At 57.3% G+C, this 24108-nt stretch carries 21 protein-coding genes; 11 read left to right on the forward strand and 10 right to left on the reverse strand.

The window, feature by feature from the left end; genetic code table 11:
* Positions 1 to 188 precede the first annotated feature (188 nt).
* The 4 genes from KQI65_07860 to KQI65_07875 form a co-directional block, all read right to left on the reverse strand.
* Positions 189 to 3674, reverse strand: a complete 3486-nt coding sequence (locus KQI65_07860) for a hypothetical protein (protein MCB2204648.1) — start codon at positions 3672 to 3674, stop codon at positions 189 to 191.
* A gap of 129 nt (positions 3675 to 3803) precedes the next feature.
* The gene (locus KQI65_07865) at positions 3804 to 4565 is read right to left on the reverse strand and encodes a 1-acyl-sn-glycerol-3-phosphate acyltransferase (GenBank protein ID MCB2204649.1); all 762 of its coding nucleotides are present in this window, start codon (positions 4563 to 4565) and stop codon (positions 3804 to 3806) included.
* A 270-nt stretch (positions 4566 to 4835) separates the two neighbouring features.
* Entirely contained in the window at positions 4836 to 5987 is a 1152-nt protein-coding gene (locus KQI65_07870) for an acyl-CoA dehydrogenase family protein (protein ID MCB2204650.1), read from the reverse strand.
* 42 nt (positions 5988 to 6029) lie between these two features.
* Entirely contained in the window at positions 6030 to 6911 is an 882-nt protein-coding gene (locus KQI65_07875) for an SDR family oxidoreductase (protein ID MCB2204651.1), read from the reverse strand.
* Positions 6912 to 7256: 345 nt separating this feature from the next.
* Here KQI65_07875 and KQI65_07880 point away from each other — a divergent pair, with 345 nt between their 5' ends.
* The 6 genes from KQI65_07880 to KQI65_07905 all read left to right on the forward strand — a co-directional run bounded on the left by KQI65_07880 (position 7257) and on the right by KQI65_07905 (position 12136).
* Positions 7257 to 8423 (forward strand): glycosyltransferase family 9 protein, encoded by a 1167-nt coding sequence (locus KQI65_07880; protein ID MCB2204652.1) that lies wholly within the window; start codon positions 7257 to 7259, stop codon positions 8421 to 8423.
* On the forward strand, positions 8420 to 8839 hold the full coding sequence (locus KQI65_07885) for a hypothetical protein (protein MCB2204653.1): 420 nt from the start codon (positions 8420 to 8422) through the stop codon (positions 8837 to 8839). The genes KQI65_07880 and KQI65_07885 overlap by 4 nt, the downstream gene beginning before the upstream one ends.
* A complete protein-coding gene (locus KQI65_07890) occupies positions 8836 to 9507 on the forward strand; it encodes a ribulose-phosphate 3-epimerase (GenBank protein ID MCB2204654.1) in 672 nt (223 codons plus the stop codon). The genes KQI65_07885 and KQI65_07890 overlap by 4 nt, the downstream gene beginning before the upstream one ends.
* A complete protein-coding gene (locus KQI65_07895) occupies positions 9504 to 9860 on the forward strand; it encodes a hypothetical protein (protein MCB2204655.1) in 357 nt (118 codons plus the stop codon). Before KQI65_07890 ends, KQI65_07895 begins: the two co-directional genes overlap by 4 nt.
* A 186-nt stretch (positions 9861 to 10046) precedes the next feature.
* Positions 10047 to 11306: a DUF2851 family protein gene (locus tag KQI65_07900; protein ID MCB2204656.1), complete on the forward strand. Its 1260-nt coding sequence runs from the start codon at positions 10047 to 10049 to the stop codon at positions 11304 to 11306.
* A 200-nt stretch (positions 11307 to 11506) separates the two neighbouring features.
* The gene (locus KQI65_07905) at positions 11507 to 12136 is read left to right on the forward strand and encodes a redox-sensing transcriptional repressor Rex (protein MCB2204657.1); all 630 of its coding nucleotides are present in this window, start codon (positions 11507 to 11509) and stop codon (positions 12134 to 12136) included.
* A gap of 175 nt (positions 12137 to 12311) precedes the next feature.
* Here KQI65_07905 and rseP read toward each other — a convergent pair whose 3' ends face one another.
* Both rseP and KQI65_07915 read right to left on the reverse strand, forming a co-directional pair.
* Complete coding sequence (gene rseP / locus KQI65_07910) at positions 12312 to 13634, reverse strand: RIP metalloprotease RseP (GenBank protein MCB2204658.1); 1323 nt, start codon at positions 13632 to 13634, stop codon at positions 12312 to 12314.
* A gap of 22 nt (positions 13635 to 13656) precedes the next feature.
* Complete coding sequence (locus tag KQI65_07915; GenBank protein MCB2204659.1) at positions 13657 to 14832, reverse strand: 1-deoxy-D-xylulose-5-phosphate reductoisomerase; 1176 nt, start codon at positions 14830 to 14832, stop codon at positions 13657 to 13659.
* Between the two features lie 292 nt (positions 14833 to 15124).
* Here KQI65_07915 and KQI65_07920 point away from each other — a divergent pair, with 292 nt between their 5' ends.
* The 4 genes from KQI65_07920 to KQI65_07935 all read left to right on the forward strand — a co-directional run bounded on the left by KQI65_07920 (position 15125) and on the right by KQI65_07935 (position 19523).
* Positions 15125 to 16984, forward strand: a complete 1860-nt coding sequence (locus tag KQI65_07920) for a tetratricopeptide repeat protein (protein MCB2204660.1) — start codon at positions 15125 to 15127, stop codon at positions 16982 to 16984.
* Entirely contained in the window at positions 16984 to 18246 is a 1263-nt protein-coding gene (locus KQI65_07925; GenBank protein ID MCB2204661.1) for an asparagine synthetase B, read from the forward strand. Before KQI65_07920 ends, KQI65_07925 begins: the two co-directional genes overlap by 1 nt.
* Positions 18247 to 18251: 5 nt before the next feature.
* Positions 18252 to 18827, forward strand: a complete 576-nt coding sequence (locus KQI65_07930) for a tRNA-(ms[2]io[6]A)-hydroxylase (GenBank protein ID MCB2204662.1) — start codon at positions 18252 to 18254, stop codon at positions 18825 to 18827.
* A gap of 81 nt (positions 18828 to 18908) precedes the next feature.
* Positions 18909 to 19523, forward strand: a complete 615-nt coding sequence (locus KQI65_07935) for a hypothetical protein (protein MCB2204663.1) — start codon at positions 18909 to 18911, stop codon at positions 19521 to 19523.
* 29 nt (positions 19524 to 19552) lie between these two features.
* Here KQI65_07935 and KQI65_07940 read toward each other — a convergent pair whose 3' ends face one another.
* Positions 19553 to 20005 carry an iron-sulfur cluster assembly scaffold protein gene (locus KQI65_07940; protein ID MCB2204664.1) on the reverse strand — a complete coding sequence of 151 codons (453 nt, stop codon included), beginning with the start codon at positions 20003 to 20005 and terminating at the stop codon, positions 19553 to 19555.
* 161 nt (positions 20006 to 20166) lie between these two features.
* Here KQI65_07940 and sucD point away from each other — a divergent pair, with 161 nt between their 5' ends.
* A complete protein-coding gene (gene sucD / locus KQI65_07945) occupies positions 20167 to 21099 on the forward strand; it encodes a succinate--CoA ligase subunit alpha (protein MCB2204665.1) in 933 nt (310 codons plus the stop codon).
* Between the two features lie 224 nt (positions 21100 to 21323).
* Here sucD and KQI65_07950 read toward each other — a convergent pair whose 3' ends face one another.
* The 3 genes from KQI65_07950 to KQI65_07960 all read right to left on the reverse strand — a co-directional run bounded on the left by KQI65_07950 (position 21324) and on the right by KQI65_07960 (position 23976).
* Positions 21324 to 21704 (reverse strand): CAP domain-containing protein, encoded by a 381-nt coding sequence (locus KQI65_07950; GenBank protein MCB2204666.1) that lies wholly within the window; start codon positions 21702 to 21704, stop codon positions 21324 to 21326.
* A gap of 407 nt (positions 21705 to 22111) precedes the next feature.
* Positions 22112 to 22429 (reverse strand): acetyl-CoA carboxylase biotin carboxyl carrier protein subunit, encoded by a 318-nt coding sequence (locus tag KQI65_07955; GenBank protein ID MCB2204667.1) that lies wholly within the window; start codon positions 22427 to 22429, stop codon positions 22112 to 22114.
* A gap of 2 nt (positions 22430 to 22431) precedes the next feature.
* Positions 22432 to 23976 (reverse strand): acyl-CoA carboxylase subunit beta, encoded by a 1545-nt coding sequence (locus tag KQI65_07960; protein ID MCB2204668.1) that lies wholly within the window; start codon positions 23974 to 23976, stop codon positions 22432 to 22434.
* Positions 23977 to 24108: the final 132 nt, after the last annotated feature.

Raw genomic sequence — 24108 nt, forward strand, 5'->3', positions numbered from 1 at the left:
TGGAACATGCTCCAGAAACAGAAAGATGCGAGAATAAGCGCAAATCTCAAAAGAATATCGATTGAGCTCCACCGCGTCGAGGGCGGGACACGCGCGCCGCAGGCGCACTCGCGCGCCGCAGGTGCTCCCGCGTCACTCCGCGAAGCGGAGGGACGCCCGCCTCCAGCACTGCCGGACTCAGTCGCTTGCTAGAAAAACGCCTTCACCTCCGCTCGTGCTATGTGAATCGTATCGCGATCTCCCTCGGCGCGGCCGAGATAGGAGAGGGTGGCCTGCATGAACTCGGTGAGACGGTAGTCGAAGTTGATGCGCCATATCCAGCTCTGTCCCTCCACACGTCCATCAGTCAGTTCGAAAGGTACACGATCGACTTCAGTGTCGAAGGTGACGGTGCTGCGTTCGAGTTCTGCACGCAGGCGTCCCGGACCCTCGAAGCTTGCGATTGACCGGAGGGTGAGGGACGTGATATCGGCCTGCACCGGGGTATCGGGATAGCTGTCCGTCGCCGTCTTGCTGTCGAGCACGAAGCCGATTTCAAGCGCGTTCCAGGGACGATAGGAAAGATCAACCACGATGTTCGAGGAAACGATATCCCGCGCCCTGCTGCTGTATGCCGTCGCCAGCACTTCATCATCGAGGAAAATGACATCCGTCTGCAGTCCGATTTCCCGCACGAGCTGCGTCTTGACTCGCAGCGACCGCTCCCGCTTGTAGCTGCGTTCGCTCGCAAGTGCATATTGACTGAAGCCCAGACGCTCGTCAAAACGCAGGCGCACCGAGAAATCCTGCTCTCTCTCGAACAGGAAAAAATCCTGACGAAAGTTCTGGAAGCCCCTGATTGTGGTCGAATCGCTGAGAAAGCGGGAAAGACGGAGAAGGTAGATGTCGGAGGTATTGCTCGACTCACTTTTCTCATCAATGCGCACGAAGGATTCCGTGGAAAGTGACTTCAGCACATTTTTCCACCATGCCGGGGACCCGCCCCGCAGCATGCGCTCGGGACGCAGTCGCAGACGCAGACTGCTGCGCAGATCGATAACGGGGAACAGTTCATCCGTCGGCAGCGTGAGTAATACGTAGTCTCCTTCATACCGCGTGAGTTCGAACTCTTCTTCATCCTGCACGCCGTTTTCGTTCAGATCTCCGAGATACTCATAGTTGCCATGACCGTAAGGGACGTTCAGGAAGACGCGCTGCAGACGGGATGTGCGTTCTGTGGAGACTTCATACAACAGATCGGTCTGCACGCCGCCGTTGAAGGGAGACCAGCGGGTCTGCGATCGCGTAAGAATCGTCTGCAGGTCGGTGTTGCCGCGGGACTGAAAGGCTTCGCTGTACTGCCGGTCGCGAATCGTCACGCTGATCTCGGAACTGAGGCTGTGCCAGGGACGCAGCTGCCAGCCATACTGCTGCAGGATATCGGTGGATTGCTGCTGCAGCTGACCCGCGAGAGGAACTTCCTCAATGCGCACACCGATGTCTGCGGAAAATGTCATAATCCAGATGGAAGGGAAGACGATGCCGGGACGCACATCGACAAAGCTCAGGCTCTCGAGCCGCAGGGTATCGTTCGCGCCACCACGGGAATCGCGGTATTCCTGTTCGACACGCAATCGGGGAGTGAATAAACCTGCCTCGTAATATGCTGTTCCGAGCTGTCGCAGCCAGCTGCCGCGGATATCTGATTGTCCGTCATCACTGTCGATGTATTCAATCGTATAGTCAAGCGTCGGGAGTGCACTGTCTCCCTCCGCAGGTGTCACGGCGATGCCGCCGTCGAGGCGAAGGCTGGAGAAATCGCCGCGATTGATACCGCCCGCTCCTGCCGCGACACGCGTATGCTTCCATGGGTGCCAGGCCGCGCGTCCCTCGGTGATGCGCTCGCGTGCGACCGTGGGACTACTGATATCCCATTTCCGGTTGAACTCGATGTCGTTGATGCGGTCGATCGGCTGGAAACGCGCGTCCACATCCCGGTAATGCAGCGAGAGGTCGAACTCTCCGAAACGCCGGGTCTTTGGTTTCCATCCCGCCATGAGGTTGAATGCGGCACCGCTGTTGTCTTCGTCGTCGAGATCGGAAATGCGGTTGCGATCGAGGGAGCTGATTCCCACTTCGCCCTCAAGCTGAAGGTTGTCGGTGGGACGTGCGGCGAGTCGGAGATCCAGCAGCTGATGCAGCCGTGGGAGTGGAAGAAGGCGGCGGGGCGCGTAATCCCCGTTTCCAATCCCGGCGAAAACGAAGGTGCCGACCGTCTGCCTGCGGTAATCACCCTGTCCCTGTCCCACGAAAGAAAAAGACAGCGCATACGTCGCACTGTCCGTCCCGGGCGCATAGCGGTAGAACACATACGGAGCGCTGTTGATCGTGGTATCAATGCGCATATACACACCCGCACCTGTGCCACGCGAGGTGTCATATCCCACATACACCACACCGCTGCGGGAAGCCGACTGCGCATCGTCCCCGGCACCGGCGATGATGGCGCGATCCTCATCAGTGAAGTCCAGATCGATCGGAGCGTTCTCATCATCGGCCTCGCGGATGTAGCGTGCCCCCACAATCAGCCTGTCGTCGAGCAGTCCCGCTTCAACATCAGCGGTGAGCATGCTGCGAACGTATTCACGTTCCGCATATTCATAGTCCACCGTGATGCGCGAATAGCTGGTGACCAGACGATTGGGCGTAAACGTGATTTCCCCGTTGGCATACTCAATCACATAGTCGTTGCGTTCGCCGCGCGTCATGAGCACGCCGTCGATGTATACATGTTCCGTTCCCGCGAGCACGAGTATGGGCTGTTCCCCGTTGCGTCCCGTCAGCCGATACGGCCCCTGCACACCGTCCACACCGTTGAACTGCATGCTGTGATAGGTGCCGTTGAGCGAAGCGTAGGAAACAGCCGCGCGCGTGCTTCCGGAGGAGGCTTCACCGAGAACGCCCGAGAGTTTGCGGCTGTAGCGTCCGAACTCCGTGTTGGAATAGGTGAGAGGGAAATCGCCGAGCGTGGCGGACATCCCCTTGCCCGCGATGTTGATGTAGACGCGGTCGAGTTCCTGTATCGTACGTGTGTTGCCTTCGGGTTGAATAGGGGTGTTCTCATCCGTCAGCGCACCCGTCACGGTGATATCCTCCGTCAGTTTCCCTGCGAGCTGCAGGCGGAAGCCGCTGTTGATGCTCAGATCGCGATTGCTTCCCACCGTGAATCCCCTGCCAATGTAACCGCTTTTCTGCAGCTCGGAGCCGAAAATACTTTCCATGTTCAGGGGCTGGGATGGAGCAGCCACCTGTATTGATCCCTTACTGGTGCTGTCGTAGCGCCGGGTGAGGGTGCGCAGGCGGTACTCGAGTGGCATCTGGAGGGGAAGGGCATTATACCGCGCTGCAAAACGCAGCTCGGTACTGTCAGGAAACCCAAGGGAAGGGAGAATGATGCGTCCCGCGGGACCATCAATCTCTGCAATGTCACTGAGGTCCCTGAAAGACGGAGAAAGCAGCTGGAGCGAGAAATCCCGCTTCTGCACGAAGCCATGAGGAAGCTGCAGGGTGTCGCCTTCGAAAATGGCGAGTGTATCGCGATGCACGATCCATGCGGGATTCGCGTCCTGCGCATGCAGTGTAATCCCGGTGAGGGAAAATAGAATCGCGATGAGAGCTGTGAAGCGGACTGTCACAGGGGACGTCTGGCCTGACTGTGGAAACAGGGCAAAATAGACGCGAGAGGAGGGAAAAGCAATGAAATCAGGAGTGCCGTATTCTCCGCTTCCTTACAGCACGCCTGCATACGGCTCTGCTGTGCGGGGTCAGGCTTCTTCTCTGCGCCAGCGATCGAGATGCTCGGTGATGAAGGCGACGATGGCTTCATGCTGTTCGCGTCCATTCCCCGTTATTTCCATCGGTGCGCCGAAGGTGAAATGAATGGTTTTGGATGGATCAATCGGACCGAATTCCTTCAACCTCTTGCCGTTGGCCCAGGCATCAGTTTTCAGCGCGACGGGCACAACGGGTACGCCCGCTTTCTTCGCGAGTTTTACGCCGAGCGTGTTGAACTGCGAAGGATCGAAGTTGACGGTGCGCGTGGTTTGAGGAAACAGCACAATGGAAATTCCCTCGGCAATTCTCTTTGCCCCTTCCTCGAGAACGGTAACGAGGTCCTGGCGTGGGTTGTCACGGCTGACCACGATGGGATTGCGGCTGCGCATGACATGGCGGAAGACCGGGTATTCCATCAGGCTGGGTTTGATCACGAAGGTGCAGGGACGCACCGGATTGATCAGTCCGGGAAGAATCACCGTCTCCAGGGTACTCATGTGATTCCCGGCGAACACCACGGGTCCATCGAGCGCGCTGACATGCTCCATCCCCGTGATCTCGAAACGGCAACCACCACGCTCGAGTCCGTTAAAAATATCCAGGCTACTATTCCCCCAGCGGCGGGCATCGTACTTCCCGCGCTTCGCATAATGCGCACTGCTGAACACTACTCTGACAACATTTAAATACACCGCCAGCGTACTCGGCAGCACCGACGTCTTCGTATCCGCCGGTGTAGAGTAGCTGGGCATTTCCGCAATTTTCGTATCGGGCGCTATCATGGGAGGAAAATACCATTCTCGGTGGTTTGTACGCAATGTCCGTTGGCTTCCATCCCGGACGTTTGTTCTCTGCGTGAATCCCGCTACGTCCCCGATTGCATCGGGTCCTGCGCGGGATGCGGGAGTCCCCGATTGCATCGGGGACGCAGGAGCCTCCGCCTGCAGCGGAGTCGCGTGAATAAAACGGCCCTCCCTGCAAAGGGAGGGCCTCAAGCGGCGAAGCCTCAAGCGGCGAAGCCTCTACAGTACCGCCCAGAGTCCGTTGCGTTTGAGGACGTCGTGGGAGATGACGAGCTTCTGGATTTCGTTGGTGCCTTCGAAGATGCGGTTGATGCGGCTGTCGCGGTACATGCGCTCGACGGGCAGTTCACGCGAGTAGCCCATACCGCCGTGGATCTGCACGGCCATGTCGACCACCTTGTCGAGTCCTTCACTGCAGAGCAGTTTGACGGCTGCCGACTGCGTGGAGATTTTCTTTCCGGCGTCGTAATCGGCTGCGGTGCGGTACACAATGCTCTCCATCGCATAAGTGTAGGCCCACATTTCGGCCAGCATGAACTGCACGGCTTCGAAGTTGGCGATGGGGGAATCGAACTGCTTGCGTTCTTTCGCATAGCGGGCGGAAAGTTCAATCAGCTCTTTTGCGGCACCGACGCAGCAGGCACCGAGTCCGAGGCGTCCCGCATCCAGTGTTTTCATCGCGATCAGGAAGCCGCGGCCGTCGGAACCGATCAGATTCTTTCCAGGCACGCGCACATTGTTGAAGGTGATGGCATTCGTGGCGCTGCCGCGGATACCCATTTTCTTTTCCTTGGGACCGGCCTGATACCCTTCCCAGGCGGTTTCCACCGCGAATGCGGTGACACCGCGCTCGGTACGTGCGAACACGGAAACGACATCGGCGGTACCGCCATTGGTGATCCAGAGCTTCTCGCCGTTGAGAATCCAGTCGTCACCATCTTTCGTCGCGCGGGTGCGGACGTTGAAGGAATCGGAACCGGCTGTCGCTTCCGTCAGTCCGAACGCGCCGAGATATTCGCCGGAGCAGAGTTTGGGCAGATATTTCTGCTTCAGCTCTTCGGTGCCGCCGAGGAAGATGGCATTGGTACCGATGGACATATGTGCACCAATCATGGTCGCAGTGGAGAGGCAGCCGCGCGCCATTTCTTCCTGCGCGATGCAGTATCCGACTTCGCCGAAGCCGCCGCCGCCATACTCTTCCGGAAACACGGTTCCCATCAGTCCCACTTCGCCGATCTTCTTGACGAGATCCTTTGGAATCTCTTCGTTCTCGTCAATGTCTCCGGCTATGGGTTTCACTTCCTCGTTGACAAACTCGCGCACCATGTCGCGGAGCATGTTCTGTTCTTCGGTGAATTGGAAAAGGTTCATATGGTTGAGCAGTTAGTGGTGGGATAGTGTATATGGTTTGCGTCACGAGACGTCAGTGGGATCCCAGGAACTTTCATTGAGCAGGTTGAGGTCGGCGTACTGATACGGCGACTTCTGACCGACATAACTGATTTTACTTTCTCCGCCGTCCACGCCGATGGTGTTGCCGTTGATGAACTCCGTGCCGTTCTGCAGCAGGGCGATCATGGCTTTTCCCACATCCTCAGGCACGGTTGCGCGGGCAAAGGGATTCTTGGCGACGGCGGCGTACAGCATATTCCGTGCACCGGGAATCTTGCTCAGCGCGGGCGTGTCGGTGACACCGGCGAGCAGCGCGTTGACGGTGATGCCCCGCGGACCGAGTTCGATGGCCAGCTGACGCACATACGATTCCAGTGCTGCTTTCGCGGCAGAGACGGCTCCGTAGAACGGGAGATTGAGGTTGGCCCCATCGCTGGTCATCGCAAAAATGCGGGCACCGTGCCCCAGCAGTCCCCTCCGCACCGTATCCTGCGTCCAGTACACGAGCGAATTGGCCATGACGTCGAGCGTCATCTCGAGCTGCGCCTTCTTCATCATCTCGGCTTCGTTGCGTCCCACGAGCGGACGCAGTGTGCCAAAGGCGAGCGAGTGCATCAGCACCTTGATCTCCGCGCGTCCATCGTGATGATACGTCTCGATGAAATTGTCGAGCATCGCATGCCGTTTGTGCTCATCCGCCGCGTTCATGTTGTGGAATACCGCCTTCTGTCCGCAACTCTCGATATCCGAGATCAGTTGCTTCACCGCGGGCATGGTTGCCTGCCGATCGAGATGCACGCCAAGGATATGATATCCGTGACGCGCCAGTTCCCGTGCGGCCGCTGCTCCGAAACCGGAACTCACTCCCAGTATCAGGGCCCATTGTGTCGTTTTTCTCGTCATGATTCTATGCGCATGGATTTCTTTGACATATCACAATCTTTAAATATAAGAAGAAATTCAGGTAATTGCTCCCCTCCGCTTGCGCGGAGGGGAGCGTTCTTTTCCCCACGCTGTCGCGCGGGGAAGGATTTTCTCCGCTTCGCGGAGAGGTGTTTGCTCCCCGCGGAGCGGGGACCAGGTATTTCTCCCTGTCGGGAGAGCAAAGAACTCCACCGCGCCAGCGGTGGAGAATCCTCTCCCCGCGCAGCGGGGAGAAACGCCTCTCCGCGCCAGCGGAGAAACGACGTTCTATAAAAGCCGCGAGGGTTGTACATTAGTACATGAGATCACAAATCAGCTGAGAGCATGCGGATAGACAAAAGCGGCGTCGATTGTAAACATTTTAACGGGTACAAACCCTGCTTCCAGGGCGTGGATTGCAGTGAGGAGTGCCAGAAACGCGATCCGATCGGGATGCGCGTGCTGATCGTGAATCTGGATGCCATGGGCGATGTGGTGATGAGCACGGCACAGCTGGCGGGGATCAAGCGCACCTGGCCGGAGAGCCAGGTATTCTGGATTACACGTGGCAACGCCGTACGGTTGCTCGATGACAATCAGCTCATCGACCGGGTGTTCGTATGGGACGATGTCAGTCGCATGATCCTGCAGCAGCAGCATTTCGACCTCGTACTCAACGCCGATAAAAGCCTGGATGCATGCGCATTCACCGCTTCGCTCGATGCCGGGGAACTGCGTGGTTTTACGATATCGGAAAAGGGACAGATCGTACCGGCGAATCCGGAGGCGGAGTACAATTTCCGCATGGGAATTGACGATGAACTGAAATTCCGTAAAAATCGGCGTACTGGACAGGATATTCTCGCAGAGAGCTGGGGGCTGCCGTACGAAGGTGATGAGTATATCCTCACGCTGAGTGAGGAGGAAAAAGCCTTCTGCCAGAAACAGCGGGAGGCCTTGAAGCTTGAGGGACGCGTGGTGGTCGGCTTCAACACCGGTTGTTCGGAGCTTTTTCCCAACAAAAAAATGACCGTCGGGCAGCATGTGGCACTCATCCGGAAGCTTTCGGAGGACGAGCGGCTGACCTTCCTGCTGCTCGGGGGACCACAGGATACCGGCAGGAATGCAGAAATCGCCGCACAGCTGTCCCATCTGCGCGACGAGGGACGCCTCGTGTCTACTCCCACGGAAGAGGGATTGCGCCGGGGCATCTGTTACGAAAACCTGGCCGATGTCGTGGTTACGGGCGACAGTTTCGGCATGCACCTGGCGATCGCCCTCCGCAAGCATGTGCTGGTCTGGTTTGGTCTGTCCTGCTGGGAGGAAATCGATCTTTACGGGAGAGGAGAGAAGTTTATTCCTGAAGGACTCTTCTGCGCACCCTGCTGGAAGCGCAGTTGTCCCTACAATCTCGAATGCATCGACATGATTGACCTCGACGGTATCGCAGGCGCGGTCACTGCATTTGCCGATGCGCATCCTCCCAAAGCCGTCAAGGAGATAGCGTCATGACGCACACACGCATTTTCGCTGCAGCAGCACTGCTGCTCTCGCTCTGTATTCTCCCGGCGTGCGGGGGACCCTCGGTGGAAGATTCGCTGAGGGGAAATTGGAAAAACGGCGATGGGAATCTGCTGCGCTTTGCGGAGGAGGACAAGGCCTTCATTGGACAGGAAGGACTCTCGGGCGAGGGCGAATGCCGCTTTGAAGTCAATGGCGACAGCGTGCGTGTACGCACGCTGCCGGGAGATGGAGGCAGTGTAAATACATACATGCTGCATCTGGCCGGAGATACACTGTATCTCGATGCCATCAGTCTCGAACGGCCCGGGCAGAAACAGACCATCCGCAGCGAGGAATTCGCTGAGCGGTCGGGCAAACCCGCGTACAAACTGCATTTCACACGCATCGCAGAGGAGAAGCAATGAGATATATCCCTGATGAAAAACCCCTGATTGCTCCGTCCCTCCTTTCCTGCGACTTCGCGCGCATCGCCGAAGAAGTGCATGCCATCGAGGAAGCGGGAGCGGACCTCCTGCATGTGGATGTGATGGACGGCCATTTCGTGCCGAATATTACCATTGGTCCCCTCATCGTCGACGCCATTCATCGCCATGCGAAGAAACCGCTTGACGTCCACCTCATGATCACCGATCCCGACCGCTACCTCGAGTCCTTCCGCAAGGCAGGTGCAGACATCCTCACCGTGCACTGGGAAGCCTGTCCCCACCTCCATCGCACCGTCCAGGCCATCCACGCGCTGGATGCCGATGCCGGTGTGAGCATCAATCCCGCCACACCCGTCGCGCTGCTCAAGGATATTCTCGACGACATCGAACTCGTGCTCATCATGAGTGTGAATCCCGGTTTCGGGGGACAGCAGTTCATTCCGCAGGCACTCGAGAAAATCAATGAACTGCGCCTCATGGCCAACGAACGTGGACTCACGGACCTCCGCATCGAAGTCGACGGCGGTGTCACCCGCGACAACACCCAGGCACTTCAGCAGTCCGGCGCGGATATCCTGGTGTCCGGCTCAGCCGTGTTCAAGTCGGGGGATTACTCCGAGTATATAGCCGCTTTGCGCGGCGCTTGAGTGGCTTCGCCACGCGTGAGCTCGTCCCGCTTCGCGTGGACTCGCGCTTGAGTGGCTTCGCCACGCGTGAGCTCGTCCCACTTCGCGTGGACTCGCGCTTGAGTGGCTTCGCCACGCGTGAGCTCGTCCCGCTTCGCGTGGACTCGCGCCTGAGTGGCTTCGCCACGCGTGAGCTCGTCCCGCTTCGCGTGGACTCGCGCTTGAGTGGCTTCGCCACGCTTGAGTTCCGCTTCGCGGAACGCGTGAGCGCCTGTCGGCGCGCTGGAGTGGCTTCGCCACGCTGGAGTTCCGCTTCGCGGAACGCTGGAGCTCATCCCCAATTGCATCGGGGATTCGCGTGCCGAACGAAGTGAAGGCACTGCCGCTGTCAGCGAAACGCTGACATTTAGCAGGAACCGGTCTGATAGTCTTGACGTTGTATTTCCACAGACAAAAGCGTAGGGAGCGCTCAGATGTTGGATTATTCTGCGTTTATGATGTCCCTGAGACGGGGTGAACTGCGTTTTATGCACATTCTGCATAAAAATGGCGGTGTTTTTATGCAGTTTCTGCATAATTCGGAGCGCGGCGTGGTGCGGGAGAGGCAGCCGCATGTTCCGGAGGAGCAGGTGATTGCACTGTGGCTGCGGGAGCTGCAGCCGGAAAGGCGCTTTCGGTTGCGGGACGGAAGGACGCTGCGCGTCATCGATGCGGGGAAGCGGAACCGGTATGACGGACCCGACTTTCTCGATGCAACAGTCGTTATTGACGACAGGCTCATCAGGGGCGCGATCGAGGTGCACACGCGGGAAGGGGACTGGAAGCGGCACGGACACACGGATGACATCCGCTACCGGCAGGTGGTGCTGCATGTGTGCATGTATGCGGAAACACCCGGACAGCGCGCGAGTGGAATGCCGCCGCTGCTGATTCTGGCCAGGGAAATGGGAGAGCCCCTCAGATCGGCCTGGTCCGACCTACGAAGGCGAATGCATCCGTTCCCCTGCGCCGCATCCACACATACACCGCATCCTTCGCTTGCGGCGGCGATGCTCACGCTCACGGCAGCGGAGCGTTTCGCGCGCAAATGTCTCCGTCTCGAGGAGCGCCTGCTCGAACTCGCAGACGAAGCGCAGCAGGTGGACGAAGCTGAAGGGAAACGGGTGTGGCGTCAACTGCTCTATGAAGCCGTGGCGCGGGCGACCGGGTATGGTGGGAATGAGGAAGAGACGGCGATGCTTGCACACAGGCTGCCGCTTGAGGAAGCGGTGCTGCTCGGGGACGACGAACGCTTCAACCGCTTTGCACAGATCGCAGGGTTGCAGGAAGGGGAAGTGGATGCCATGATCGCCCCGCACATCTGGCGCAATTCACGTGTGCGTCCCAACAACCGTATCCACAGCCGCCTGCGCTGGTTCTCCGCATGGTGCGTTCAGGTCGATCAACGCGACTGGTGGCGCCGCTGCCTGACGCTGCTGAAGGAAAGGAAACTGCGGTCCTTTGAATGGCAGCCGCTGTTCACCGTGCAAGCCACAGGCGAGCGTCCCGGTCGCGACCGCTGCTTTGAGCATATGGTTAATGTTCTTGCTCCAATACTGCACCTGTATGGACGGTGGATGGGGGATGAAGAAATGGAGCACCGAGCAATGGAACTCTATTTTAACGCCGCACCCGCAGCGCCGAACCGCCATACCCTCGCGCTTGAAAAGGCGTTTGATCGCCGGTGCGCAGACGCCACGGATCAGCAGGGCATGATTGAACTGCATACGCAGTACTGCCTCAAATGCGCATGCGCATCCTGCCTGTGCGCGAGCGAATGACCACCGTGGGATGTGAGGGAATTCCACGTTTGCGGCATGGAAAACTTGTATTCCATCCGGCTACGGACTATTTTTTTCGTGAAATTGTTGTCATATGCAATTCGCTCTGGGATGATAAGTCACCGTCTGCGCCCGGTATGAGACGCGACAGCTGATTGGTCGTCTGAATTTCTTTTCCCCATCGAATTACAGGTGCCGGTATGGATAGCATTTCCAAAGCCGCCTTTCGCCGACTGCCCCGATACCACCAGATACTGTCTGCGTATGAGGGACTCGGCAGAGAATACATCTCCTCCCGCGAACTCAGTGAGATTCTCGAGATCAACGAAACCCTTGTCCGCAAGGATATGGCGGATCTGCAGATTCGTGGAAAACAGAATCAGGGATACAGCATCTCGGCGCTGCGCCTGCGGATTGAGGAATTCCTCGGACTGCAGGAGGTCACCGAAGCCCTCGTCGTTGGAGCGGGACATCTCGGAACCGCACTCGCGACCTACGTGGGATTTGAACAGTATGGACTCAAAATTGTCGGTGTGCTCGACAACGATCCCGATCGCATCGGTTCGATGATCGGCTCCCATGAGGTCGTTTCGATTTTCCGTCTCGCTTCAATGATTCAGAAACACAAAATCAAGCTGGTCATTCTCACCGTGCCCAAGACGGCGGCGCAGGAGCTGACGGATATCGCCGTCAAGGCCGGGGTGATTGCCATCTGGAACTTCACGCCGCAGGAACTCAACGTGCCCGACGGTGTGCGGGTGCGCAATGAGCAGATTGTGGGCGGATTCATGGCCCTGTCGCATTACCTGAAAAATTACGGAGAGAAGTAGCGCTTCCGCTGAATGGCGCTTCTGCTGCGTAGAGCTTCTGCTGCGTAGCCGCACATAGTGCGTACACTTCCATCTCGTACGCTCCCACCACAAGGGCTCCCACCATACGGAAAATGGCCGCACAAGGCGGCCATTTTCATTTCCTCTGCAAAGCGGAAATCGAGTTGTTCCCGACTCAGAAAATGTCGTTGTAGATCACGAACACCATCAGCGCCAGCAGCAGCACCATTCCCGCCTGCTGCAGCGCGATCTTGATCTTGTTCGGTACTTCGCGGCGGAAGAGTCCTTCAAAAATCAGGAAGATGAGGTGCCCGCCGTCCAGTGCCGGGATAGGGAAGATGTTGATGATCGCGAGACTGATACTCAGCAGTGCCATCAGACTGAGGAAGCTGTAAATGCCTGCCTCGGCCGACTGCGCGGCCATCTCGGCAATCTTGACGGGACCTCCGATGCTCTGCTTGAAGCTCGCCTCGCCGATAATGATGTGCCAGATGTTGGTGAGGAAAATGTCCGTCACCCGTACCAGTCCCTTCACACCAACCGCAAGCGCTTCAAACACCCCGTAGCGCACTGTTTCCACTTCACCGGGAATACGCGCGACGGGCATGATGCCGATCTTGCCGTTCTCGGTGGGAGTGACCATGGCCTGCATGCGTTTGCCGTCACGCAGCCAGACGACACGAATGGCCTCCTCGGGACTCGCACTGACCATGCGGATCACGTCGTTCGGGGTGTGGATGGGGACGTCATTGATGGAGGCGAAGATGTCGCCTTCCTGCAATCCCTCACGCGAGGCAGGGAGTCCGGGTTCGACGGCGCCGATGAATGTCTCTGCACCTTCGGGACTGAAACCGAAATCACCGCTGCCCACACCTTCAAGTTTTTTCTTTGGGATGAACAGGTCGATGGTCTGCGGTCCGCGCTGCACCGTGATGGTGAGATCGCCGGACAGCTGCGAATACAGCACGCCCTCACGAATGGCTTCCCAGGTCTCGACGTCCTCGCCGTTGATGCGCAGGATGTGATCTTCGGGCTGCAGTCCGTATTCCGCCGCCACGCTGCCTTCCTGCACGTAGCCGACTGTGGTCACGAGATGATGCTGCACGCCCTGCGCGAGGTTCAATCCCCAGAAAATGGCGATGGCGAGCAGGATGTTCATGATCACACCTGCGGTGATGACGATGATGCGCTGCCACACGGGTTTCGCACGGAATTCCCAGGGTTCGGGTGGCTGGTCGAGATGTTCGGTGTCCATGCTCTCGTCGATCATCCCGGAAATCTTGACGTAGCCGCCAATGGGCAGCCACGACACGCAGTAGTCGGTTTCACCGATCTGCTTGCCGAACGCACGCGGGGGAAAGCCGATGGAGAAGCGCTCGACGCGCATCCCGAAGGCCTTGGCCGCGAGAAAGTGACCGAGTTCGTGAATCAGCACCAGCACGCCGATGATGATGATGAAGTAAAAAATCTGGCTGAAAATGCTACCGAGTGCGTCCATGTAACGTTGCTGTCCGGATCGTTTATGTCAGGCTTTCAGAGAGAGTGAGCAATTGCTGCGCCACACGGCGCGTCTCGCGGTCGACTTCGACGACGGTTTCGACGTCACGCACCGCGCGTGTTTCCACCTGCTGGAGGCTTTCCTCGATCACCCGGGCGATGCCCGGGAACGAAAGCTCTTCACGCAGGAAGGCCGCGACGGCCACTTCGTTTGCGGCGTTCAGGCAGGCCGGGGCCGTGCCACCTTCGCGCAATGCGGCGTAAGCGAGGCGCAGACAGGAGAAGGTCTCCAGGTCCGGCTCCTCAAAGGTCAGTGTTCCGACCTGCGTGATATCGAGGCGCTCGTAATCGGCAGCCAGTCGATCAGGCCAGGTCAGGGCATAGTGAATGGGGATTTTCATGTCTGGGACGCCAAGCTGTGCCTTGACCGATCCGTCGCTGAATTCCACCATCGAATGAATAATGCTCTGCGGATGTACGACGACATCAATGTGCTCGGGATCCACGCCGAACAGCCAGTGCGCCTCGATGACTTCCAATCCTTTATTCATCATCGTGGCGGAGTCAATGGTGATCTTGCTGCCCATGCTCCAGTTCGGATGCTTCAGCGCGGCAGCGGGAGTGACGTCCGCAAGTTCTTCAAGACGCTTGCCCCGGAAGGGTCCCCCACTGGCCGTGAGCAGGATGCGTGCGACGCCATGTGCGGGCTCACCGGTGATGCACTGCAGGATGGCGCTGTGCTCGCTGTCGATGGGGAGCAGTGCGACGTCATGCTGCTTTTGCAGCGATGTAATCAGTTCGCCGGCAACCACCAGCGTTTCCTTGTTCGCCAGCGCAATGTTCTTCCCGCTGCGCATGGCCGCCACGGTGGGGAGCAGTCCGGCAAACCCCACCAGGCTGCTTACCATGGTGTCGTAGTCATCACGCGCAGCAAGCTCCGTCAGGGCGTTCTCTCCACCGAGGACTTCAGTGATGTCTCCGACCTGCTGGCGAACGAGCGCTTCCGCTGCCGGATCCGTGACTACCACGGCAGAGGGACGAAATTCTTTCACCTGGGCGATGAGCAGTTCCGCGTTACTGTTGGCCGTAAGGTAACGCAACTGGAAGTGGTCGGGATGACGACGCAGCACCTCGAGCGTATTACACCCGATGGAGCCCGTGGACCCGAATACTGCCAGTATGTTTTTTCCGTTACGCATATACAAACCAACAAGTTAAGCACTGCCTGCACCCTGCGCAACAGCGTTGCGCGTGCCCTGGCTTCCCTATGGAACACCGCGGAGGGGTCCGGGGTGCCGCGAAAGGTGTAAAAAATGCGTTTTTCCGCTGTGAATGGAATGGACTGACTGACCGGATACCTGACAGCGTGTACAGGAAACAGGATGGAAGCGAAAACAAGTCAGGTGAATTCGAGAGTACTCATTGTGTCGACTCTGCTTTTCTTCCTATAATTAACAGATACGTTGACGTATACGAGAGCATGGCCATACCATGATGAAATACATAGTTCTTTTCCTTTTCCTCTGTCCCCTCGCACAGCAGGTCGCGCATGCGCAGGCAGCTGATGAGCGCAACACGCTGCGGCTAGCGCAGACCTATGAGCAGGCGGGACGCTACGAGGACGCCCTTCGATATTACCAGGACCTTTCGCGGAGCAACCCGCAGAACAGCACGTATTTTGAAGGACTCCGCCGCACCCTCACCGCACTCAAGCGCCTTGAGGACGTGCGGCAGCTCCTCACCGAGCGCATGCAGCTGCAGCCGAAGGAATTCCAGCTCTGGGTATACCGGGGCGGCATTTTCATGCAGCGCGGTGAAAGCGACAGCGCGGAAGCCGACTGGGAATACGCTATCAGTCTGAATACGAAGAACGGACAGGTGTATTCGCTGGTCGCTGACCAGTGTCTGAACGCGCGGGAGTACGAGAAGGGTATCAGTTATCTGAAGCGCGGCAGGGAAGCCCTGGGATCACCGCAGCTGTTCGCCTTTGAAATCGCCCGCGCCAGTGCGATGGCGATGGACTTCGACGGTGCGATGGATGAGTACCTCGGCTATCTGCGCGCAGTGCCACAGTCGCTTTTCCAGATTCAGCAGCAGCTCTCGATGTACTCCGAAATCCCGGAAGCACTGGACGCTGCCGTGCGACGCGCGCGCGAGCAAGCCGATGAATATCCTTCAAGCGAGTCGCTCCGCTATCTCCTCGCCTGGCTGTACATGGAACGCAAAGACTACGCTTCGGCCTATCAGGTGTATCGTGATCTTGACCGCATCAAGCACGCGGGAGGAATGGAGATTCTGAAATTCGCGTCGCGTGCTTTTAACGACAAGGCTTATCGTGAAGCCGCGCGCGCATTCAAGGACGTTGTCAACGAACATCCCGATGCAACCTATCTGCCGCAGGCGGAATTTCAGCACGCACGGAGCATTGAGGAATTGTACGCAACAGAGGGAATGCCGGACGCCCTCACTCCTTCAACAACAAATTATCCGAGCACCGAATCGGTGTCTTCATATCAGGGTGCCATCACGCTATATGAGGATGTCGCGGAGAAGTATCCCGGACAGCCTATGGCGAGCGAAGCGTTGTATCGTATCGGACTGATCAAGTTCGAGCGCTTTGGCGATACCGACGGTGCACTCGAAATACTCAAGGATATCTCGGAATCCCGCCGTAATCATTTCGGGAAGGCCGATGCGGATATTCTGATCGGAGACATCCAACTGGCACGCGGTGACATCGACGCGGCACTCGAACAGTACAACGCCGTGCTGCCTTCCCGTCAGATAGAAGAAGCTACGCGGCGGAAATTGCAGTACAAGATTGCCGAAGCGTATTTCTTCGCGGGGCGCTTCGACACGGTGACCGTGCTGCTTGGTCCGTTAATGGAAGAAGTCGACACCGACATTGCGAATGATGCGCTCGATCTCACCGCGCTCATCGCGCAGTACAGCGATCCAGGCGAATTGCCGCTGCAGCGTTACGCACGCGTTCTTTTCCTCGAACGGCAGAAAAAGTATTCCGAAGCCGCTGCGCAGGCCGCTGACCTGATTGCAGAGTTTCCGACACATGACATTGTGGACTTGGCCTGGCTCAAAAAAGCCGAACTGGAAGAAAGGACGGGTGATACCGCAGGTGCCGCGGAGAGTTATGGGAATTTCCTCGCGACACGAACGGAGAGCTTTCTGCGTGACCGTGGTATCATCGGTCTTGCGCGTCTCAATGAGGAGAAACTCGGCAACAACGCCCGTGCTCTCGAGTTATATGAACAATTGCTCAATGACTATCCTTACTCGCAGTTTGTCCCGCAGGCGCGGGAACGCATTCTAGAATTACGGAAGGTACAATCCTGATGAAACGACTGGTTCTGATCCTTCTCTTCGCTGCCGCTGCCGCTTCGCCATTGCGCGCACAGCAGAATATTCTCATCGAGATGGATCTGCATCAAACCGATCACCTGAAAGCGTATGGCATCGTCTACTGGGTCCTCACGCGCGGCGTGGAAGTAGACTGGCTGCTCAACTATAAAAGCGGCAGTTTCCTGATGCCGTACTACCCCTTCATCGAATCGGAATGCCGCATTCGCGGGGTGTCGTTCAAAACCATCAGCGGCAGCACCGCTTCTTCGATAATCGCGGAAGTGGAGAGTCCCGATGCCAACATGGAAGTGATGCGCCTCGAAAAGGCACCGAAAATTGCGGTGTACGTGCCGCCCAATTTCCAGCCATGGGATGACGCCGTGACGCTCGCGCTCGAATATGCAGAGGTGCCGTATGACAAGCTATGGGATGAAGAAGTCATCGCCGGCAAGCTGGATGAGTACGACTGGCTGCATCTACATCATGAAGATTTCTCGGGACAGTACGGAAAGTTCTATGGCCAGTTCAGCACCTATCCATGGTACATCCAGCAGGTGGCGATCAACGAGGCCATGGCCAAACGTCTCGGGTTCAAGAAGGTGTCAGAACTGAAGAAAGCCGTTGCCCGTACGATCAAGAAGTACGTGGGCGGCGGGGGATTCATGTTCGCGATGTGCTCGGCGACGGACACCTTTGATATTGCCCTGGCGGCGGAACATACGGACATCTGTGACGTCATGTTCGACGGCGATGCTCCCGATCCAGACTGCCAGGAAAAACTGGAGTTCGACCGCACCTTCGCATTTGAGAATTTTACGCTGGTGAAAAACCCGTACGAGTACGAGTACAGCGACATCGATATGACGCCTGCGTTCGGGGGACGTCCCGACAACGATTATTTCACCCTCTTCGATTTCTCTGCGAAATACGATCCCGTGCCCACCATGCTGACGCAGGACCATGTGAACGTGATCGCGGGTTTCCTCGGACAAACGACGGCCTTCAACAAGAAGCTGATCAAGAAGTCCATCACCATCCTCGCCCAGAAAGATGGGACCAACGAAGTGAAATACCTGCACGGCAATTACGGACGTGGTACGTTTACCTGGTACGGGGGACATGACCCGGAGGATTACCAGCATCGCGTGGGTGATCCGCCGACAGACCTGAAGCTGCATAAGAATTCGCCGGGCTACCGGTTGATCCTCAATAACATTCTCTTTCCCGCCGCCAAGAAAAAACAGCTGAAGACCTGATTGCCATGCTGAACCTGCGCTGCGAAAGTAATGATGCCTGGGCCCCTGCGGCCGTCGCCGACCTCACCACGCTGCTCAGCGATCATGTGCATTGCGAAAAGAAAGCTGCCGTGACCGCGCTGAGTTTCGTCAACCGCTATCCCGACCGCACGGAAATGGTCGATCACATGATAGCCCATGCGCAGGAAGAACTCGAGCACTTCGCACAGGTGATGGAGCTGGTCAAGGCGCGCGGGGAAATCCTGCAGCGCGACACTCCCGATCCCTACGTAAATGCGCTGCTCGCACACGCGCGAGGTGAGGAACCAGCCCGTCTGCTCGACGCCCTCATCGTTGCCGCACTCATTGAAGCACGATCCTGCGAACGATTCCAATTGTTGATAGATGCCCTTCCCGAGGGTAATGTGCGTACCCTGTTCGAGGAGCTGATGCCCTCGGAAGCACGCCACTACGCCATGTTCATGAACCTCGCCCGTGAATATTTCTCTCCTGATGAAGTGGATGCGCGTTTCGACGCCTTCCTCGACCATGAGGCGGAAATCATCCGCGGACTCCCCAACGAGGCACGCATGCATGGCTGAGTGCCGTTTCGTATGTATCGCATTCCCGAGGCGCGGATAGCGTCTGTCTTCACAAACCACATGTTCACAGCGAGTGTGCCGATGCGCGTAGGTTACGTTTTTCCGCTGCTGTTCCTGTTTCTGATGCATCCCATGGCGGCACAGTACCGCCTGACTCCAAACCCTGGATCCATTCCCGGCGCCAGTCTGAAGACGCCAACCGAGCATGGCGATGCTGCCACCGACAGTCTCACCGCGCAGCTTCAACCCACGGCAGGGGAGAAGCTCCTGTACCTCGCCGGTGCGGCTCTCGGCATGGGCCTGTTCGACTACGTGGGATTCAACCTTGTACGTGACAACGACGTGACCACACCGATTTACAGGGTGGTTCAGGGACTGACACAGATCGGGGTGAGCTGGCTGTTGTACGAGAAGGTCGGGCTCCCTACTGCCATCGCATTCAATCTCGTGTGGTGGACCTGGGGACTCGATGCCCTGTTCTACGGCTATACGGAACTCTTCAATGTCGGGGGAAGCTGGCGAACCCGCGGTACTTTCAATCGCGAGGTGAATGCCAATCATGTCAAGTGGGCGAGCTGGACACCCGTGGGCATCGCGCAGGGCATGGATCCCGACAAAGCGATTGCCGGGGATGCGCTGATCGCACAGGTTCTCGTCGGTGCCGCACTCGCCGTGACTATCACCATCAGTTTGTAACGAAAACCATCAGTTCGTAACGGTTGGCCTCAGTTTGCCGCCGCCGGCTGTTCCGCTGGAGACCCCGGCTGTCCCGCCGGAGATCCTTGCTGTGTCCGCCAGAGGTCCAGCGCCTTGTGCAGGGTGATGCTTGCGGATTCGGCGCACTCGTACTTGTTTTCCGGAATCCCTTCGAGCCATTCGACGATATCCTGCATCTGCAGGTGCTCGATCTCGCTGACAGGTCTGCCGATAATCATTTCCGTCAGTCCCGAAGCCGATGCCTGCAGGCCTGAACACCCCACGAAACGAAATGCCGCATCGCGAATACGGTCTTCCTCGATTTCCAGATCGAGGAAAAGGATGTCGCCGCAGCCCGCCTGATGTTTGACATGAACTGTTGGATTCTTCAGCTCACCGTAATGCAATTCCTCGTCGAGCATCCGAATCGCCTTGTTGGAATACCCGAGGGCAGCCAGTAATTCCTTCCGCATGTCGTCCATATCTTGCTCCAGCACTCGCGTGAACATTACCGTCAGGTGAAACATACACAATACTCCGGAATCTTCCGCTGTTTGTTTCATCTGCCTGAAATCACTAGCTTTGTAAATCTTGCAGATTAGCAGAAAATCGTTCCCTTTATCTGAGTGCGTGGAGAAAGAGCATGAGTGTTTTGATTGACAAGAAAAGCCGCGTTATCGTTCAGGGTCTGACGGGCTCGGAAGGCAGTTTTCATGCCCAGCAGATGATTGATTACGGTACGAAGGTTGTGGGCGGCGTGACTCCCGGGAAGGGTGGCACCGAACATCTGGGCGTGCCCGTATTCAACACTGTCAAGGACGCGGTGGCGAAAACAAAGGCAGACGTCTCGGTGATCTTCGTCCCGCCGTTCGCTGCAGCAGATGCCATTATGGAAGCTGCGGATGCCGGTGTGGCACTGATTGTCTGTATTACCGAGGGCATTCCGACCCGCGACATGGTGCAGGCTTATGACTTCGTCCAGCAGCGCGGTGTGCGTCTTGTCGGTCCGAACTGTCCTGGTGTCATCTCACCGGGAAAGGCCAAAGTCGGTATCATGCCTGGTTTCATTCACAAGAAAGGGCATGTCGGCGTGATTTCCCGCAGTGGTACACTCACCTACGAGGCGGTCAATCAGCTGACCATGCTCGGAATCGGACAGTCGACCTGTATCGGCATCGGGGGCGATCCGGTGATCGGCACGCAGTTCGTCGACGCGCTTGCATTGTTCAATGAGGATCCCGACACCGACGCCGTGGTCATGATCGGCGAAATCGGTGGCACCGCTGAAGAAGAAGCCGCCGCATGGGTCAAGAAGAATATGACAAAGCCCGTCGTCGGCTTTATTGCGGGACGCACAGCTCCTCCGGGCCGTCGCATGGGACACGCAGGCGCCATCATCGCCGGTGGCAAGGGTACGGCCGCCGATAAAATGAAGGCGATGAAAAAAGCCGGCATCCACGTTGTGGAAAACCCCGCCGTCATCGGCATCACGGTAGCCAAGGCACTCGGCCTCGAAAACCAGGGCCAGAAGCGTCCGACAGCAAAGACAACGTCAGCAGCCAAGGCGAAAAAGTAATTTCGCAACTGCTCGTTGCACGTGCCGCACGCTCATACGGATGACGAAGCAGCGAGCGGCTACGTGATGACCAGATAAGATCACAGCAACGCCGGGATAAGAACACAGCTACGGATGTTGCTGCGCAGAAATGACTGAGCCGTCATGATTTGCCTCCGCAGAAGCGGGGCGCAGGCATGACGGCTCTTTTTTTTACTTCGTCCCGTGAAGGGACGGTTGGGAGATCAGCGGCTTTTGGCGAACATCTGCGTCAGGTAGTACGCTCCGCTGGATGACTGCGAAACGCCTATCCCTGTCAGATCGTAATCTCCTTCAATATTCGTTCTGTGTCCATCGCTCTTGATCCAGCCGTCGAATGAGATCTTGGCAGGATCGCTGTACCCGGAGTTCATTGCCACGTTCTCAGCCGCAGAGCTGATGTTGATTTGCGCCTTGATTGCGGTGACGCGTGCATCGAACCCGTCGTGACTGAACGGCACCGTGCCGTCGGCCATGTCGCGGCTGTGGTTGCGCGCCTGTGTGGTGAGGACGTTGTGCAGCGTCAGTGGACTGAGCCCCTTCTCCTGCCGGTATTCGTTGATCAACGTATGCACACGCTGCTCGATTTCGGGGATGCCGGGAGGCGTGACGATCGGATCCACACCATCATCATCGGAACAGGCCGCGAGTACGAGAAGTGCGGCGATGAGCAGATGACGGGTATGCAAGCGGCGGAAAAATGAAGAGAACAATTGATACATGGAAGATGGACGAGATTGAACAGGTGAACTGCCAGTAAAATTGCAGAAAGTGATGAAAAAAGCAACATATCTTTCTCTGTATGTCCCCTGCGTATCATTATTGCACAGCAGAGAACCGAGGTGGGCGGAATCGTGTAAGTTGTTGCCATGAAATGGTATAGAAGTATTTCTCTTGTGCTTTGACGTTTTTTCACAGGGAGGAGCAAAAAAAATGGGCCGCCCGCGAAAAATGCGGACAGCCCATGGGGGGAGGGAGGGAGATCAAATATACATCATTCGAACTCGATTAGCAACTGATTTTTCATCACACGGTCGCCTTTTTTTACGTGTACGCTTTTCACGATGGCGTCCTCCGCGGCAGTGACATCATTTCTCATCTTCATCGCCTCGAGCACGAGCAGGCTGTCGCCCCAGCGCACTTGTTGTCCCACACGTACCTGGATGTCGACAATGGTGCCGGGAATGAAAGCGAGTACAAGCCGGGGATTGGCCGGCTGCCAGGGTTTACGCTGCTCGAATTTCCGCGTAAAGCGGGTTTCGTAGGGCGTGTCGTCGATGACGAGACGCTGTGTTTTTTTCTCTTCGCTCATGGCTAAAACGGCGGAATGCCGTGCTTTCGTTCTGGACGAATTTCCGTCTTCGACCGGGAAATTTCAATCGCGTGGATCAGGAATTCGCGTGTCTCTTCCGGTCCGATGACGGCATCCACGTGTCCGTTGGCGGCCGCGATATACGGATTTGCGAATTTCTCGGTGTATTCGAGCACTTTCTGCTGCCGCATGGCGTCGGGATCGTCAGCCTTGGCGATTTCATTGCGGAAAATGATGTTCGCCGCGCCTTCGGGACCCATGACCGCAATTTCAGCGCTCGGCCAGGCGAAGACGAAATCCGCGCCCAGATGACGTGAACACATGGCGATGTATCCGCCGCCATACGCCTTGCGAAGGATGACGGTGACCTTGGGCACGGTGGCTTCGCTGTAGGCGTACAGGATCTTCGCTCCGTGCCGGATGACGCCGGCATGCTCCTGGTCAGCGCCGGGCAGATATCCCGGGAGATCGACGAAGGTAATGAGCGGGATGTTGAACGCATCGCAGAAGCGGATGAAGCGTGCGGCCTTGTCGGAGGAATCCACATCCAGCACGCCGGCCAGCACCAGTGGCTGATTGCCGACAATACCGACGGTTTCGCCATTCAAACGCGCGAAACCGATCACGATGTTTGCTGCCCAGTGCTCCTGGATTTCAAAGAAATCGGAGTCGTCACAGGCGGCGCGAATAATGTCACGCACATCGTAGGGCTGGCGGGGATTGACCGGGATGATGTTCGTGATGTCGAATTCCGCTTTCGGCGGTTTCGGCGGGAAGGTATCCGGACGTTTGCGGTTGTTCCAGGGAATGAAGGTGACGAGCTTTTTGATCTGCTCGAAACACTCTTCCTCGGTGCGTGCAAAGAAGTGCGCGTTACCGGAAACTTCCGTCTGTACGCGGGCGCCACCGAGATCTTCCATGGAAATCTCTTCACCGAGAACGGTCTTGATGACTTCCGGACCGGTGATGAACATCTTGGAAATATTGTCGACGACGAAGACGAAATCGGTGAGTGCCGGACTGTAGACCGCACCACCGGCGCAGGGGCCGAGGATGACAGAAATCTGTGGGATGACGCCGGAGGCCTGCGTGTTGCGGAAGAAAATTTCGCCGTATCCGGCCAGCGAGTTGACGCCTTCCTGGATGCGGGCGCCGCCACTGTCATTGATGCCGATCAGCGGCAGTCCCAGCTTCATCGCGTGGTCCATGATTTTGGTGATTTTCCGCGCGTGCATCAGGCCCAGGGAGCCTCCTGCCACGGTAAAATCCTGCGCATATACGCAGATCGGGAAGCCGGAAATCTTCCCTGTGCCGGTGATCACACCATCGGCGGGAAGCTGCTTCTTGTCCATGTTGAAATCGTTGCACTTGTGCTCGACGAAAAGATCGTATTCATGGAAAGACGTGTCGTCAAGCAGGGTAGTGATGCGGTCGCGGGCGGTCAGTTTCCCCAGGGCGACCTGCTTCTCAATGGCTTTCTCCCCGCCGCCGAGAACGGCCTTCGACTTCCGCCGAAAGTACTCGAGCATTTGGGATGCAATTGACATGAGTCAGGGATCTCCGTTGTGGAATGATTAGCTGGTGTGCGTGTGAACCTGTTTCGGTTCTGCCGAACTGCTTCGGTTTTGCCGAATTTCCGGCTACGCCGAAGTCAGACACAAAGATACGAATATCCCGAA

The sequence above is a fragment of the bacterium genome (assembly GCA_020444325.1).
Taxonomy (GTDB): Bacteria; Bacteroidota; Ignavibacteria; order SZUA-365; family SZUA-365; genus BM516.